Source organism: Demequina zhanjiangensis (assembly GCF_030418315.1).
In the GTDB taxonomy this organism is placed as follows: domain Bacteria; phylum Actinomycetota; class Actinomycetes; order Actinomycetales; family Demequinaceae; genus Demequina; species Demequina zhanjiangensis.
This window is the reverse complement of record NZ_JAUHPV010000006.1, coordinates 157,253-172,482: the sequence shown is the minus strand read 5'-3', so window position 1 is coordinate 172,482 and position 15,230 is coordinate 157,253. Positions and strand designations below refer to the sequence as shown.

The 15,230-nt window shown below is 70.3% G+C and carries 15 protein-coding genes; 10 read left to right on the top strand and 5 right to left on the bottom strand.

The features are described from left to right. The first annotated feature begins 48 nt into the window (after positions 1–48). The 3 genes from QQX04_RS10935 to QQX04_RS10925 all read left to right on the top strand — a co-directional run bounded on the left by QQX04_RS10935 (position 49) and on the right by QQX04_RS10925 (position 4,151). A complete protein-coding gene (locus tag QQX04_RS10935) occupies positions 49–1,914 on the top strand; it encodes an MFS transporter (RefSeq protein ID WP_301129110.1) in 1,866 nt (621 codons plus the stop codon). A 75-nt stretch (positions 1,915–1,989) separates the two neighbouring features. After that, positions 1,990–3,630, top strand: a complete 1,641-nt coding sequence (locus QQX04_RS10930) for a DUF885 domain-containing protein (protein ID WP_301129108.1) — start codon at positions 1,990–1,992, stop codon at positions 3,628–3,630. A gap of 113 nt (positions 3,631–3,743) precedes the next feature. Next, complete coding sequence (locus tag QQX04_RS10925) at positions 3,744–4,151, top strand: VOC family protein (RefSeq protein WP_301129107.1); 408 nt, start codon at positions 3,744–3,746, stop codon at positions 4,149–4,151. 45 nt (positions 4,152–4,196) lie between these two features. Here the strand turns inward: QQX04_RS10925 and QQX04_RS10920 are convergent, their stop codons facing one another. The 3 genes from QQX04_RS10920 to QQX04_RS10910 all read right to left on the bottom strand — a co-directional run bounded on the left by QQX04_RS10920 (position 4,197) and on the right by QQX04_RS10910 (position 7,373). Further along, positions 4,197–4,793, bottom strand: a complete 597-nt coding sequence (locus QQX04_RS10920; protein WP_301129106.1) for a helix-turn-helix domain-containing protein — start codon at positions 4,791–4,793, stop codon at positions 4,197–4,199. Between the two features lie 205 nt (positions 4,794–4,998). Beyond that, complete coding sequence (locus QQX04_RS10915; protein ID WP_301129104.1) at positions 4,999–6,549, bottom strand: 1-acyl-sn-glycerol-3-phosphate acyltransferase; 1,551 nt, start codon at positions 6,547–6,549, stop codon at positions 4,999–5,001. Beyond that, positions 6,546–7,373, bottom strand: coding sequence for a patatin-like phospholipase family protein (locus QQX04_RS10910; RefSeq protein WP_301129102.1), 828 nt, complete (start codon positions 7,371–7,373; stop codon positions 6,546–6,548). The genes QQX04_RS10915 and QQX04_RS10910 overlap by 4 nt, the downstream gene beginning before the upstream one ends. 225 nt (positions 7,374–7,598) lie before the next feature. On the opposite strand from QQX04_RS10910, the gene QQX04_RS10905 reads away from it, so the two are divergent. The 6 genes from QQX04_RS10905 (at position 7,599) to QQX04_RS10880 (ending at position 12,709) form a co-directional block, all read left to right on the top strand. Continuing rightward, complete coding sequence (locus tag QQX04_RS10905) at positions 7,599–8,378, top strand: DUF1353 domain-containing protein (protein ID WP_301129101.1); 780 nt, start codon at positions 7,599–7,601, stop codon at positions 8,376–8,378. Then, positions 8,375–10,057, top strand: a complete 1,683-nt coding sequence (locus QQX04_RS10900) for a cytochrome c biogenesis protein CcdA (protein ID WP_301129099.1) — start codon at positions 8,375–8,377, stop codon at positions 10,055–10,057. The genes QQX04_RS10905 and QQX04_RS10900 overlap by 4 nt, the downstream gene beginning before the upstream one ends. Positions 10,058–10,153: 96 nt before the next feature. Then, positions 10,154–10,429: a hypothetical protein gene (locus QQX04_RS10895; RefSeq protein ID WP_301129097.1), complete on the top strand. Its 276-nt coding sequence runs from the start codon at positions 10,154–10,156 to the stop codon at positions 10,427–10,429. Between the two features lie 26 nt (positions 10,430–10,455). After that, positions 10,456–11,115, top strand: coding sequence for a sigma-70 family RNA polymerase sigma factor (locus tag QQX04_RS10890; RefSeq protein ID WP_301129095.1), 660 nt, complete (start codon positions 10,456–10,458; stop codon positions 11,113–11,115). Then, positions 11,112–11,879 carry an anti-sigma factor gene (locus QQX04_RS10885; RefSeq protein ID WP_301129093.1) on the top strand — a complete coding sequence of 256 codons (768 nt, stop codon included), beginning with the start codon at positions 11,112–11,114 and terminating at the stop codon, positions 11,877–11,879. The genes QQX04_RS10890 and QQX04_RS10885 overlap by 4 nt, the downstream gene beginning before the upstream one ends. Before the next feature lie 227 nt (positions 11,880–12,106). After that, positions 12,107–12,709 (top strand): dienelactone hydrolase family protein, encoded by a 603-nt coding sequence (locus QQX04_RS10880; RefSeq protein ID WP_301129091.1) that lies wholly within the window; start codon positions 12,107–12,109, stop codon positions 12,707–12,709. A 42-nt stretch (positions 12,710–12,751) separates the two neighbouring features. On the opposite strand, the gene QQX04_RS10875 is transcribed toward QQX04_RS10880, so the two are convergent. Both QQX04_RS10875 and QQX04_RS10870 read right to left on the bottom strand, forming a co-directional pair. After that, positions 12,752–13,261 carry an aminoacyl-tRNA deacylase gene (locus tag QQX04_RS10875; RefSeq protein ID WP_301129089.1) on the bottom strand — a complete coding sequence of 170 codons (510 nt, stop codon included), beginning with the start codon at positions 13,259–13,261 and terminating at the stop codon, positions 12,752–12,754. A gap of 66 nt (positions 13,262–13,327) precedes the next feature. Next, complete coding sequence (locus tag QQX04_RS10870; RefSeq protein WP_301129088.1) at positions 13,328–13,564, bottom strand: hypothetical protein; 237 nt, start codon at positions 13,562–13,564, stop codon at positions 13,328–13,330. Positions 13,565–13,873: 309 nt separating this feature from the next. Here QQX04_RS10870 and QQX04_RS10865 point away from each other — a divergent pair, with 309 nt between their 5' ends. Next, positions 13,874–15,205, top strand: a complete 1,332-nt coding sequence (locus tag QQX04_RS10865; RefSeq protein WP_301129086.1) for an MFS transporter — start codon at positions 13,874–13,876, stop codon at positions 15,203–15,205. Positions 15,206–15,230: the final 25 nt, after the last annotated feature.

Genomic DNA, 15,230 nt, shown 5'->3' with positions numbered 1-15,230 from the left:
CCCACAGACTTGCCCCGACCACCTCACGACAGCATTGGAAAACCGCCGTTGTCCGCCTCGACCCGCACGCTGGAGATGCCGGCGCTCGACGAGCTCCTGCAGTCCGACGCGCCCGCGCACCCCGCGCCGCCGGAGCGATACGACCCTGAGCCCACGACCGTAGCGATCCCGGTCATCGGCGCGGTCGAGTCGATCGTCGTCGACGAGCCGCAGCCCGGGGTCCGCTCGCTCGAGTCGCTCACGCTGTCCCCGCGGCGCGCGAAGGCGGCGCTGTGGGTGCTCGCCGTCGCCGCCTTCGCGGCCGGCGTCAACGAGGGCTCCGTCGTCGCCCTGACCCCGGCCATCGCTGCGGGGCTCGGCATCCAGGTGGCGCAGGTCGGCCTGCTCGCCACGGCGTTCGCGCTCACCGTGGTCGTCTCCGCAGTGCCGCTCACGATGCTCTCGTCGCGGTTCGCCGCCCGCACGACCCTGACGGCGACGTTCGCCGTCTGGACCGTCGGCGTCACCATCGCGGCGACCGCAGGCTCGTTCGCCCAGCTCGCCGCGGGCCGCGTCGTCACCGCGATCGCGCACGGACTCTTCTGGGGCATCGTCGCGCCCACAGCCGCAAGCCTCTTCGCCCCACACCTGCGTGCCATGACCGTGACGCGGGTCCTCGTCGGCAGCGCCGCCGCGGGCGTCATCGGCACGCCGCTCGTCACGCTCGCGGGCGACACGGTCGGATGGCACGTCGCCTACTGGGGCCTCGCCGTGCTCGGACTGGCGCTCGCGATCGCACTTGCCTTCGTGCTTCCCGGCCGCATCGACACCGGCATGGACGACTCACCGGAGGACAAGGAGGAGCGTCCGACCAAGCACACCATCGGTGACGTGCCCTCGCTCAAGCACTTCATCCGCGTGCTCGGCGTCACCCTCGCGATGCAGGTGGGCATGGCCATCACCTGGACCTACATCGTCTCGTTCTACACCGACGCCGCCGGCGTCCCCTCGTCCGTCGTGCCGCTGCTGTTCGCGCTCGGCGGCCTCGTCGGCGTCGCATCCACCCTGATGATCGGCTCGTTCCTTGCCAAGCACGCCGTGCAGACGGTGGGGCTCGGCGTGCTCGGCGTCGGTGCCTCGTGGGTGCTCTATGCCATCGGGCAGCCGTGGGCGGCGCTGCTCGGGCAGATCGTCGTGTCCGCGGGATGGGCCGTGCTCGTGACCGGACTCCTCAACTGGGCAATGCGCCACACGCCGTGGCGCACCGACATCGGCTCATCGCTCTACATGGTCACCGCCAACATCGGCGCGGCGCTCGGCCCTCTCGTGGGCGCAGCGCTGGTCTCCGCGTACGGGCTGTCGGTCCTGCCGCTCGTGTCGCTCGGCCTGACCGTCATCGCGGCGGTCGTCGTCGCCACCGTGGACCCCAAGGTGGTCCGCAGGCTCGAGGTGCCCCGCCAGGTCCGCATGGCGCTCCAGCAGCGTGAGGAGCTGCGGCAGAGGCGCGGCGAGTGGTCGCGCCGCACCGAGTCCCACGCGCATCGACCCATCGCGGCCGCCTGGGCCGTCGGCCAGAACGCCGCGCAGCAGAGCGGCGCCGAGGGACGGTCCCGCATGGCGACCGCGTGGGCGCGCCCCCGCGTCAACGCACTGCTCGCCCACGAGGCGCGTCCCCTGCGGCGGCGCCCGAAGCCGGGATCGAAGCAGGCGGCCGTCCTCGCCGCGCAGCGTGCCGCCGAGGTGGCAAGGGCCGCGCAGGTTGCCGCCGAGCAGGAGCTCGCGAGGATCGAGGCGATCCATGCCGCCGCCGAGGAGCACGTCGCCTCCTCTGAGGCCGTCCTGGTGGAGGCGGACGGACCCCACGAGGGCGTCCTCACGCCCGAGGAGCAGGTCGCAGCGCTTCAGGCGCTCGACCCGTACCGCACCGAGGAGTGAGGCGGCCCCGACGCACGCTGGGGACCTGTCCACCATCGACGCACCCACCCGGCGAACCGTTGTAGCGTCATGGGCATGACAGCACTGGAGCAGATCGCAGACGATTTCTACGCGCTCGCCAAGTCGAGCAGCCCCATCTCGCAGATGTGGGACGGCAAGCTCGACCACCTGGCTGAGTGGGATGACCTGTCCCCCGAGGCGCGCGCCGGATTCCAGTCGAAGTTCCTCGCGCTCGCCAAGGCGGCCGAGGAGGTCGACGTCGAGGGCGACCCGGCCGCGCGCGCTCTCCGCGACGTCGTGGCCACAAGCGCACGCGCCGCGGCGCTCGGCTACGACTACGGACCCGAGCTCGACTTCATGAACCCCCGCGTGGGCCTGCTCGAGCTGATGTTCTCCTTCATCACGGGCTTCCCGCTCAACACCGCCGAGGACGGCGAGAACTACCTGACCAAGCTCGAGACCATGCCCGCCATGTTCGAGCAGCTCATGGACGTGGCCGACGCCGCCGCGGACGCGGGCCGCGTCACGCTCGCGAGCCACCTGCGCATGACGGCGGAGCAGGTCGAGGACTACCTCGCCACCCCTGCCGGCCCTGACGAGCGCCTGTGCGCCCAGGCCGCGCCCACGTCGTTCGACGAGGCGGAGGCCGCCGCCTGGAAGGAACGTCTCCAGGAGGTGGTCCGCGTCCACGTGCGTCCGGGCCTCGCGCAGTACCGGACCCGGATGCTCGTGCTCGCCGAGCGCGGTCGGCCGGACGACAAGCCTGGCGTGGTGCACCTCGAAGGCGGCCTCGACCTGTACAAGGACCAGATCTGGGCGAACCTGCTGCTCGACAAGTCCCCTGAGGAGCTCCACCAGCTCGGGCTCGACCAGGTCGCACGACTCGAGGAGGAGTACCGCGAGCTCGCCGGCCCGCTCGTCGGCTCCGACGACGTGCAGGAGATCTATGCACGCCTGCGCGACGATCCGTCGCTGCGCTACGACTCCGCGGAGACGCTGATCGCCGATGCGACCAAGGCGCTCGCCCGCGCGGAGGAGGCCTCCAAGGAGTGGTTCGGCGCGCTGCCGAAGTCCAAGTGCACCGCGAACCCGACCGACTTCGGCCCCATGGGCTACTACTCCGGCCCGGACCCTGAGACGGGCAAGCAGCCCGCGTTCTACGTGAAGACCTCCGACCCGTCGGCCTGGTCCACGTACGAGCTCGAGGGACTCACCTTCCACGAGGCGATCCCTGGCCACCACCTGCAGATCGCGCTCGCCGCCGAGGACGAGAACCTGCACAAGGTCCAGCGCGAGTTCCACAACACCGCCTACGTCGAGGGCTGGGCGCTCTACTCGGAGCGCCTGTCCGACGAGATGGGCCTGTACTCGACGCCCATGGCTCGCGTCGGCATGCTGCTCAACGACTCGATGCGCGCGTGCCGCCTGGTGGTCGACACGGGCATGCACGCGCTCGGCTGGACCCGGGACCAGGCCATCCAGTACATGGTGGACCACTCCCCGATCGACGCCGCCCACGTGGCGCAGGAGATCGACCGCTACATCGCGTGGCCGGGTCAGGCCCTCTCGTACATGGTGGGACGCCTGGAGATCCAGGCGATCCGCGCCGAGGCGGAGAAGGCCGAGGACTTCGACATCCGCGACTTCCACGACCGGGTGCTGCGCTACGGCTCGGTCCCCCTGACCACCCTGCGCGCTCAGGTGCTCGAGGACTGACTCTCGCGGTGTGCTCCCTCGCCCAGCGCCGCCTGGGGTGAGGGAGCACACTGGAGGGGGACCGTGCGGCTGCCGGCGGTCGGCACGCCGCGGTGCCCGGATCGGAGTCCCCCATGTTCAAGGAAGCCAAGGCCGTCGCGACGTTCTCCACGAACTCGATCGACGACGCTCTCGCGTTCTACGGCACCACGCTCGGTCTCGACGTGCTCGGACCCGACACGATCGGCGTCGAGGACGCGTTCGCGCTGCGCTTCGCGGGCGACACCGCAGCCTTCGTCTACCTCAAGGACGACCACGTGCCTGCCACGCACACCGTGCTCACGCTCACCGTCAGCGATGTCGACGCGGCGGTGGACGCCCTGGACGCCGCCGGGGTCAAGCCCGAGCCGCTCGAATGGACCGACGAGCGGGGCGTGGCGCGAGGCGTGGAGGGCATGCCCGCCTCCGCGTGGATCAAGGATCCTGCAGGCAACTGGATCTGCCTCACCGAGGCCGACATGACGGACCTCCCGGGCGCCTAGCCCACGGTGCCGCCGCTGGCCGCGAGCGGCACGGAAGGTGAACGGCTACGCGCCGACGGAGGCGGACTCGAGCTCGCCCTCGCTCGCCGCGGTGTCCTCCTCGTGCTCGCTGCCCCGATAGGGGAACACGGTGAGGTTCAGCACGTGCGGGGTGGTGCCGGGCCGCGGCTCTGAGGCGGCGGCCAGACGCGCGAGGACGGCGCGGAGCTGCTCCTCGATCTCCTGGGCCTCCTGCGCGTCGAGGTGGGCGACCATGCGGTCGACGATCGTGAAGTCGTCGACCCAGCTGGACTGCTCGTCCGCGATGTAGCGCGAGGCGTCGGCCGCGAGCATGCGGTTGAGGCCCTCGATGCCTGCGACGAACTCGGCGGGCGAGAGCGAGCCGATGTCCTGACGGGAGATGAGGGACTCCTCCTCGATCGCCCGGAAGTAGCGCTCGATCGCGCCGCCGCGGCGCTCCTCGCGAGTGACCTCGATGATGCCGCCCTCGAGCAGCTCCGAGACCGCCCGGTAGAGGGAGGCCTGGGGGACGTCGTCGAGCACCTTCGCGAGCTGCTTGACGTTCATCTCGGACTGGGAGAGCACCAAGGAGACGCGGATGCGCACGGGGTGCAGCAGGAGGCGGGAGCGACGAGGGTCCATGGCGAATCATTCTACTGTCTAAGAAGAGCGAAGACCATCACTCAAGACACCCAATGACGCCTGTTCTGCACCGTTTTCACCCGAATACGCCTGAGACGATTCTCACTCCGCAGAATCCTCACGCCCGTTTGTTTACGTTCTCGCGAATGAAACGTCGAACCGGTTCACCATTCCCATTTTCGGGAACTGTGGATTCCAGGCTCGGTCAGCGACGCCTGCCGAGCCACGGAAGGAACTTGCCCGTGCGAGCGGCGTAGTCCGCATACCCGTCGTACGTGCGAAGCAGATATGACTCCTCGAGCCTCGTCTTGAACTCGAAGAAGAGCGCCAGGAGCACCACGAAGCCCCACACGACCACCTCGCCGCGCGCCACCGCGACACCCGCGCAGATCATCACGACCGCGGTGTACAACGGGTGCCTCGCCCACCGGTACAGGCCCTTCGCCACCAGACCGGTGCCGTTCGGCGTCGGCAAGGGCGTGAGCGCCCTGCCCAGATGGAACCCCGACACGGCCAGCCCCACGGCGCCCACAAGCACCACCGCCAGCCCCCACAGCGGCGCGCCCGGCACATCGGGGCTCCACTGGGGCGGCCAGAAGCCCACCCCGAGGAAGAGCAGCGCCTGCACGCCCACGAGCGCCCAGTCGATGCGCGCCTGCCTGTCCAGGAGCCTCATCCGTCCGGGCGTCAGCCTGCCCTCGCTCGCGGCCGCCGACACGGCGACCTCCTTGCCGTCGATCCACGCATCCACGCGCGCCCACCAGTCGAAGAGCCATGTGGTGCGCTCCTCCGCATCCTGGGGGATCTCCTCGGGCATCGCAGTCCAGCCCTTCATGGTGATCCTCTTGTCCACAGGGAGCTCTCGCCACACGTCCCTGATCGTCGAGAGCCGCTCGAGTCCCGTGTGCGCGACGACGATGACGGCTGCGCGCGGGCATGCCTCCATCGCCGCCATCACTCCCCCGACGTGAGGAGGCATCACGTGAGGCATCGCCTCAGCCCGGTCCGCCAGCGCGTCGTGACCCGCCGCGCGCAGCGATGCGATGCGTGCCGCCCTGCGCTTGGGCGTCGCGTTGGCCCCCTCCGGGAAGATCAGCACGGCGTCGTCGTCGTCCATGCCTGCGGCCAGCTGCCCGACCGCCTCCGAACCGCCGGGCGCATCCGAACGGCGATACCTGCGCGGCGTCACGAAACGCGACGGGATCCGATGCAGCAGGACGTCGATCGCCGGGTCCCACTGCATGGTGTCCTTGAGCACGATCATGGGGTCCCGCGAGTAACGGTTCAGCAGCGCCTCCACGATGACGAACGAGTCACCCGGGCCCGCATGCCGGCTCACGACGATCGCGGGAAGCCCCTTGGCCACCTCGTCGAGGTCCGCATCCTCGTGCACGATGTCGAGCCGCAGCGTCCACCGCACCTGCCAGAAGAGGAGAGCGAGCAGGCGGCTCGTCAACGTGTAGTGCGCCGCCTGGAAGCCAGGACGCTTGAGGAACAGCCCGAAGCCGGAACCGACCCACAGCAGGAACAGGCAGATGAGCGCGAACGCGTCCCACATCAGGTAGAAGACCGCCATCGCGAAGATGCGGGTGACTCGCAGACGCCCCGGCAGCGCCCAGCTGACGATTCCCGCCACGGCGGCGAGGAGGAGCAGGCTGACGGGCATCACCGCGAGCGCGACGAACACGACGAGCGGCGCGATGACCGCTCGTCGAACCCAGATCGGGGGCAGGCGCAGACCGCGCAGCTTGCTCATGCGTCTCCTCTCAACGCGAGGTAGGCGGCCGACGCCTCGTAGGCGGCGGCGATGCGCGCATGGGTGGCATCCATGCGGCGATACGAGCCGGGCTTGGAGTCGAGCGCGTGCGGGCCGCCATACGGCAGGACGTGGACGATCACGCCATCCGGCACCTGTGCCCGCTCTCGCGCGAAGCGATGCCGTCGGGCGATCTCGAAGGACACGCGTGCGACGTCGGAGGGCTTGCGGGGCGCGGTCAGCGGCTCCTCGATGCGGCCCACCTGCAGCACGTAGATCTCGGTGGCGCCTCGTGCGATGGCCTCGCCGAGCGGGATGGAGTTGACGAGGCCGCCGTCCACGTAGTGCTCGCCGTCGATCAGCGTGGGTGGCAGCGCCGCGGGAACCGAGGCGGAGGCGAGCACGGCGTCGACCAGGGGGCCCGAGTCGAACCATTGCTCCGCCGCGCGTTCGATGCTCGCGGCGCACACCGCGAGGGGAACCTTCATGTCCTCGAAGGTCGCGCCGTGCCCGACCGTCGCGGCGATCAGCTCGCGAAGCGGTTCAGGGTCGTTGAGGTGGATCCTCGAGGTGGCGAGCCGCTGCAGCTGGCGCATCCACGAGTCGCCGTACACCGCGGATGCCGCCGGCGACCCCCATGCCTCAGCGAGACGCTCGACGACGGCGTCGGTCGGGTCGGCGGCGACGGCCGCGCCGTTGATCGCTCCGATCGACGTGCCGACGATGAGGTCGGGCTTCACCTGGGCCTCGAACAGCGCCTGGAGCATGCCGATCTCGACGGCGCCGCGCACGCCGCCGCCGCCGAGCACGAAGCCGATGGTCATGCCCTCGACTCTTCCACGCACACGTGCCTCTGTCATCCGTCGGCGCGCCACTTCACCGCATCCCTCCCTGCAGTCGGGGCCGCACCGGTGCGCTCCACACCAGGCACTTAGCTCTGCGCGACCCGTGACAGGCGCCCGCGAGAGCGCGTAGCCTCGTCACAAACGGAGCGTCGGCACCGGATACGGGCCCATCGCAGCGCAGCGACCACTATCGAGGGGGTAGTGATGCCGTTCCTCAGCGGAAGCGCGCGACTCGAGCAGTCGGGCGAATGCGAATGGACCCTGCTCTCCGACGTCGTCTACAGGGACCCGGACGGGCCCGACGGCACGCCGGGTGACACCTGGATCGCGCCTGCGGGCATGCGCACCGACCTCGCCTCCGTGCCGCGCGTGGCGTGGGCGATCCTCAGCCCGTTCGGGCTTCAGACCAGGCCCGCGATCATCCACGACCATCTGAGCCGCGAGATCCCTGAGGACCTCGAGGGCTCGGCGCTGCGCTGCACGGGCTGGCGCATGCACCGGCAGCAGGTGGACCGACGCTTCCGCACGTCGCTCGTCGAGGAGGGCGTACCTCGCTTCAGGGCCTCGCTGCTGTGGATGGGAGCGGTCATGGGCCGCTGGCTCGTGCACGGCCACCACGCGCAGGTGATGGCGATGGTGGCGACCCTGCTGCTGTCCTGGGCATCGATCATCGCGGGAGCGCTGCTGATGCCGTCGTGGTGGGGCGGGGCCCTGCTCGGGGCGCCCTTCCTCGTCGGAGCGCTGTGGGGGCGGGACAGGTCCGCGGTGTGGACGGCGCAGTACCCCGGGATGATCCTGCTCGCGCTCGGAATCGGGACCGCCGTCGTGTCGTTGGTCGAATGGGCGATCTCCCAGGCGAGCGGACCGCGCGCCACGATCGCCCGCCCGAAGGTGCGCCCGATCTCCTTCACTCCCGTCCCGTTGCGCTCCCCTCACCCGGAGCCTCCCGTCCCTCGCGAAGGTGCCTCCGAACACCAGACATGATCACTCTCCTCATCGTCGGACTCGTGTCCGGCGTCATCACGGCCATCAGTCCCTGCGTGCTGCCCGTCCTGCCGGCGATCCTCACGAGTGCGATCCAGGACGGTGCGGCGTCGCGGCGTCGGCCGATCGTCGTGGTCGCGGGCCTCGTCACGAGCTTCGCCGTGTTCACGCTGATCGGCGGGATCCTGCTGTCCAGCCTGGGCCTCCCCGACGACCTGCTGCGCTGGATCGGGATCGTGGTCCTCGCGATCGTCGGCCTGGGGCTCGCGGTCCCGGCGGTCGGTCACGTGCTCGAGCGCCCCTTCCAGAACACGCGGATCCCTCAGCTCAGCCGCGACGGCAACGGCTACGTGATGGGGCTCGCCCTGGGCCTCGTGTTCGTGCCCTGCGCGGGCCCGATCCTCGCGGCGATCACCGTGCTCGCCGCGACCAACGGTGTGAGCTGGGGCCTGGTGACGCTGACCCTCGCCTTCTCCGCCGGGATCGCGATCCCGCTGCTCGCCTTCGGGCTCGCAGGTCAGGCCATCGGCTCGCGCGTGAAGGCGGTGCGCACACGCCTCAAGGGCATCCGCATCGCCTCCGGCGTGGTGCTGATGCTGACCGCGCTCGTCATCGCGACCAACATCGCGGAGCCGCTGCAGCGAGCCGTCCCCGGGTTCCTCGCGACCATCCAGGAGCGGATCGAGAACGACGATGCCGTGCGGGACGAGCTCGACGACCTGTCCGGGCGCGAGGAGGCGGTGGCCGCGTCGGGCGATGCGATGACGTTCGACGCGTGCGAGGAGACGGGCGGCGAGGAGCTCCTCAACTGCGGCCCCGAGCGCGGCTACGAGGGCATCGAGACCTGGCTCAACACGGCCGACGCGCAGGCGCCTGACCTGGACGGCAAGGTGGTGCTCGTCGACTTCTGGACCTACTCGTGCATCAACTGCCAGCGCACCTTCCCGTACCTGACCGAGTGGTACGAGAAGTACAAGGACCTCGGCTTCGAGATCGTCGGCGTCCACTCCCCCGAGTTCGCGTTCGAGAAGGTCGTGGGCAACGTGCAGGACGCGACGGAGCGCTACGGCATCGACTATCCCGTCGCGATCGACAACGACTTCGAGACGTGGCGGCTGTGGGACCAGCGGTTCTGGCCCGCGCACTACCTGATCGACCAGGAGGGCGTGGTGCGCCAGGTCCACTACGGCGAGGGCCGCTACGCGGAGACCGAGGCGCTCATCCAGGAGCTGCTCGGCATGCCCGACGGCGACTTCGTGGACGCCGACGCGGGCAACCACACCTCGGGCCGCACCCAGGAGTCGTACCTGGGAGACAAGCGGATCGCATACGCCAACAACGGCGAGTACACCGTGGGCGAGGAGAAGTCCTTCGCGGGCACCGCGACGCCGGACATCGACCACTTCTCCTTCAACGGCCGTTGGACGATCGAGGACGAGTACGCCAAGGCGGGGCCCGACGCACGCCTGTTCCTGCACTACTACGCGGCCGACGTCCACCTGGTGCTCGCGGGCACCGGCACCGTGAAGGTGACGGTGCTCGGCTCCGACGAGACGACAGAGGTGGAGGTCGACGGCACGTCGGACCTGTACACGCTCGTCTCGGGTGAGCCCGCGGAGGCGATCGTGATGCTCGAGTTCTCCGAGGGCCTCGAGGCGTACGCCTTCACCTTCGGATGATCGCCCGGCGGGTACCCGGCACCCATCCGCCCGTCACGCCGCCCCGAACACCTCACGAGCGGCGACCGTCGCTCTCACGAGCACAGGGAGGGAACCATGAAGCTCGCACCCAGGATGATCGCCGGACCCGCAGTCGCGCTCCTCGCGGCAGGCATGCTCGCCGGCTGCGGGGACCCGGCCGAGCCCGAGGACTCCATGTCGCCGTCCACCAGCGAGGACATGATGATGGAGGACGACGAGATGATGGAGGAGGACTCGATGGAGGAGGACTCCATGGAGGACGACGCGATGGAGGAGGACGAGATGCACGACGACAGCATGAGCGCCGATCCCTCCGAGGACGCGATGATGGAGGAGGACTCCGACTCCTGACCGGAGCGGAGGCTGAGGGAGCAGCGATGGGCGAACGGCATCTGCGTGCGGTGCGAGGCGACGGGGACGACCCCGACGCCCGCGCCGCCGCGGCCGCGCCCGGTGACGGCTCTCCCGCTCGCGGCCGACGCGAGAGGGACGCGCTCGACTCGCTGCTGACCCGCGTGGGCCTGGGCGATGAGGACGCGTACGACGCCCTCTACTCCGCGGTCGCCGGATCTGTGCTCGGCCTGGCGGTCCGCATCGTGCGCGATCGCGAGATGGCGGAGGACGTCGCTCAGGAGGTCCTGGTGGACGTGTGGCACAGAGCCGCGCGCTTCAGGCCCGAGGCGGGCTCGGCGCGCTCGTGGATCCTCACGATCGCGCATCGCCGCGCCGTCGATCGCGTCCGTTCCGAACAGGCCCACGCCACCCGGCTGCGGACGCACGGCGCGGTCCCCGAGTCCTTGCCGGAGGAGCAGGAGTCGGTCGTCGACTCGATGCAGCGCGAGTGGGAGTCCGCCCGCGTCAGGGCCGGACTCGCCCACCTCACCGACCGTCAGCGCGAGGCGCTCGACCTCGCCTACTACCGAGGCTTCACCCACCGCGAGGTGGCGGAGGCGCTCGACATCCCGCTCGGAACCGCCAAGGCGCGGATCCGAGACGGACTGCTCAGGCTTCGTGATCTGTGGGAGGTGGACCGATGAGCGACGACCAGAGCGTGCACGCGCTGCTCGGCGCCTACGTCGTGGACGCGGTGTCGGACATCGAGCGCGCGGCGTTCGAGGATCACCTGAGCGAGTGCGAGGACTGCCGCGCCGAGGTCGCCTCGCTGCGCGAGGTGACGGCGACGCTCGCCGATGCGGAGGCGATCGACCCGCCGCCCGTGCTGAAGGCGCGCGTCATGGAGCAGATCTCGCGTACCCCGCAGCTCACGCCGACCCCTGCTGAGCCTGAGGAGACCGACGCGCCCGCGGTCGCGCGCGAGTCCGGTCAAGACGCTCCGGCGACGGCGCGGCCGCGCCGTCGTGTGTGGGCGCCTCTGACTGCCGCCGCCGCCACCGTGGCGGTCGCTGCGGTGGGCGTCGCACTGCTGCTGCCCGGCGCCGAGCCCGCCGACACGTCGGCCATGGAGCGCGACGTGATGATGGTCGCGTCGGCGCCCGATGCCCACTCGATGGATCTGGATCTGGGCGCCACGCATGTGGTGGTCTCGGAGCGGATGGAGAGCGTCGCCCTGATGGGCGCGGAGACCCCGATGCCGTCGGATGGCATGGAGTACCAGCTGTGGCTGCTGATGGACGACGGCTCCACGATGGCGGGCCCGACGTTCATGCCGGACAAGGACGGCGAGGTGATGACGATGATGCACGCGAGCCTTGCCGACGTGTCCAGCATCGCCGTCACGGTCGAGCCCATGGGCGGTTCGTCCCAGCCCACGTCGGACGTGCTCGCAATTGCGGGAATGTAGGTCACGATCTCATTACGGCACGCGACGTGAAACGTTTCGCTCCACTAACGTCGTACTCGTTCAAGGGGGCACCCGCAAGGGTGACAGGAGGACCAGTCCGCACACGGTCAATGGCGCCCGTGTGCGGGCGGCTCTCCCACCCCACCCCTCTCACCGCTCGCTGACGGCCCGTTGCGGCCCGCCACTCTCGAGTCGCGCGGGAACGGCGTTCGCGTGAGACTGAGGCTATGGCGGAGATCCTGCTCTTCCACCACGCGCACGGCCTCACCGAAGGGCTGACGTCGTTCGCGGAGCGGTTGCGCGCGAACGGACACGTGGTCCACACCCCCGACGCGTATGCGGGCCTCATATTCGACCGGCTGGACGAGGGGATCCAGCACGCGCAGGACATCGGGCACGACGCGCTCGCCGACGTGGCACGCCGTGCGGCACGGGAGCATCGTCACGCGAGCATCGTCATCGGCTTCTCGTTGGGCGCCGCGCAGGCGCAGCTGCTCGCGCAGGACCTCCCCCGTATCCGCGGCTGCCTGCTGATGGGCGGCGCGCTACCGCCGCTCGCGCTCGGCGGCGACTGGCGGCACCAGGTCCCTCTGCAGGTGCACCTGGCGGATCCTGACGAGTGGGTGGACGAGCAGGCTCTCGGCGCCCTCACGTTCCGGGCGCCCCACGCTCGAGTCTTCCGCTACCCCGGCCAGCGGCACATGTTCGTGGACCGTTCGCTCCGGGACTACGACGCCGACGCCGCCGACCTGTTCGAGCAGCGCGTCGAGGAGTGGCTGGACGCCGTGGGTCAGCCCCTGGACCACTCCGCCGCCGCGCGCGTCCTGTAGAGCCGGCGGGCAGGTCCTGCGGACCTCCACGCCGAGCGCTCGCTACGCCTCGTCGGTGACGTCGGCCACCTGCGCGCGGGTCGCGGAGATCAACGCGTCGGCATCAAGCGTCGCGGACACGCCGTGCGCGCCGCCGCCGATGGACACTGGCTCCGCGCGCTCGACGATGCGGGAGTCCGCGATCACGGGCCAGCTGCGCCCCTCCTCAGGACCGAATGCCCCGAACGGGGTGATGGTGCCGCGCTCGTATCCGGTCGCCTCGCGAGCGGTCTCCGCATCTGGCATGGACAGGCGGCTCACGCCGAGAAGCGAGCGGAGCTTGGGCCACGAGATCTGCCGGTCACCGGGGACGAGCACCAGAAGGAAGTCGCCGTCGCCGCGGCGCACGACGATGGTCTTGAGGACCTGCCGGGGCAGAAGACCTCGGGCCGCCGCAGCCTCCTCGAGGGAGGACACGGGACCGTGGCGGACCACGGTGTGCACGACCCCTGCGGACGCGAGCGCCTCGGTGGCGCGGGTGTACGGGGCGGGCTGCTCAGTCTCGTCGGTCATGTGCTCTGAACGCGACACGGGTCCGGTCGATTCCTCTCGTGGACGTGGCGCGCCCTCGCTCGGGCGTCACGACGAGAACGGGCTGACCTGGCCCCATTCCTCGGCGAAGCCGATCGGTCCGAGCTCGGCGGGGCGGTGCACCGTGAGCGGCGGATCGAGGTGCGGCGCGACCGCCTCGGTGTACCAGTCGGAGAACTGGCCGATTCCGGTGGACAGCCAGTTGTCGGTCACTGCGGTGTAGCCCAGGAACACCAGGAGCGCCACGGCGAGGATCTCTCCAAGCACGTAGATGGGCAGGCGCACCGGCTCGGCGGTCTGCGCGGCCCCGCGAGATCGGGCCGACGGCCGCCTGAGCGGTCGGATGGCTACGGACGCCAAGTGAGGCGTTGTCACTGTTCCCCCTAAGAAACTAGAACGCTCCTGAATGCCATCTAGTCCAACGCTATGCCCCCCCAGGACATTTCGCGAACTTTGCCATCACATGACTCGGATAGCAGGAGCGCTTTCCATGCTAGTCCGTTTTGCGCGGTTCTCTGTGCACTTCACGAAGAGTTCATGGCGTGTCTGCGCGTGGGACGATGAGACCCGCCACGACGAACCGACAGGAGTGCCATGACCGACGCCCGGGACCCCCTCGAGCCCGAGCCGCACGTCGAGGTCGTCGCCTCCCCCGCGCCCGGTGCCGGAGAGGGGCTCGCGCTGCCCCCGACCCTCGTGGGAAGCCCTCCGAGCGAGGCCCCCTCGGTCGCGCCCCGTCGCGCCTATGCCGCGCTCGCGGCGCTCGCCGTCTCGATGTTCCTCTACGTGTCCAACGAGATCGCCCCGCTCGGTCTCAACGCCGTGGTCGCGGAGAGCCTCGGCGAGTCGGAGGCCACCGTCGGCCTCCTGATCTCCGTGGGTGCCTTCGTGGTCATCCTCACCTCGGTGCCGCTCGCGCTTGCGGCGTCGAGGGTCCCGTACCGCTGGACCCTCACGGGGGCGGGCACGCTCTTCACCGTCGCGATGGCGCTGTCCGCCACTGCGGACACGTTCGGCGAGCTCGTCGTAGGTCGCGTGTTGGGCGCCGCCGCGCACGCGATGTTCTGGGCCGTCGTGACCCCCGCCGCCGCAGGCATGTTCCCCGTGCGCGTGCGCGGGCGCATGGTCGCGCGGGTGATGATCGGCTCCTCTGTCGCCGGCGTGGCGGGCCTGCCTGCGCTGACGTGGCTCGCGCAGGCGGCCGGCTGGCGGACCTCCTACATGGCGATGACCGCGGTGTCGGCGGTGGTCGCCATCGCGATCGCTGTCCTGCTCCCCACCTTCAAGGGCAGCGAGGGCTCGACTGCGAGGGGCGAGCTCCCGTCCTGGCCCGCGTTCGTACGGGTGCTCGCGATCGCGGCGCTCACCGTGGGGTCGCTCGCGGTCCTGTGGACCTACATCACGCCCTACCTGCTGCAGGTGCCCCGCTTCTCCGCGACTGCGATCCCGCTGCTGCTCGCGATCGGCGGCGCGCTCGGAGTGGTCGCGATGGTCGCGATCGGGCGGTTCCTGGATCGCTTCCCCGTGCGGTCGCTCGTGGTGGGCCTCACGATGCTGCTGGCGGTGTACCTGGGGCTCGGCCAGGCGGGCTCGGTGCCTGCGATAGCGGCGGCGATGGTGATGCTGCAGGGCTTCTGCTGGTCGATCATCGTGGCCGCGATGATGAACTGGGCGATGCGCCACGCGCCCGGCCGCACGGACGTGGCTGTCGCGGCGTACAACTCGGCCTACAACGCAGGCAATGCGGGCGGTCCGATCATCGGTGCGACGCTGCTCGGCTCGGCCTCCGCAGGCGTGCTGCCGTGGGCCTCGGCCGCGCTCGTCGCGGGAGCCCTCCTGGTGGTGCTGACGTCACGCCCATGGCACCTGCTCGAGCGGATGCGGGCTCGCAGACGGCCGCGCGAGACGACGGTCCCGGTGGACTGAGAACCTGGTCGACGCTCGGGCCGGA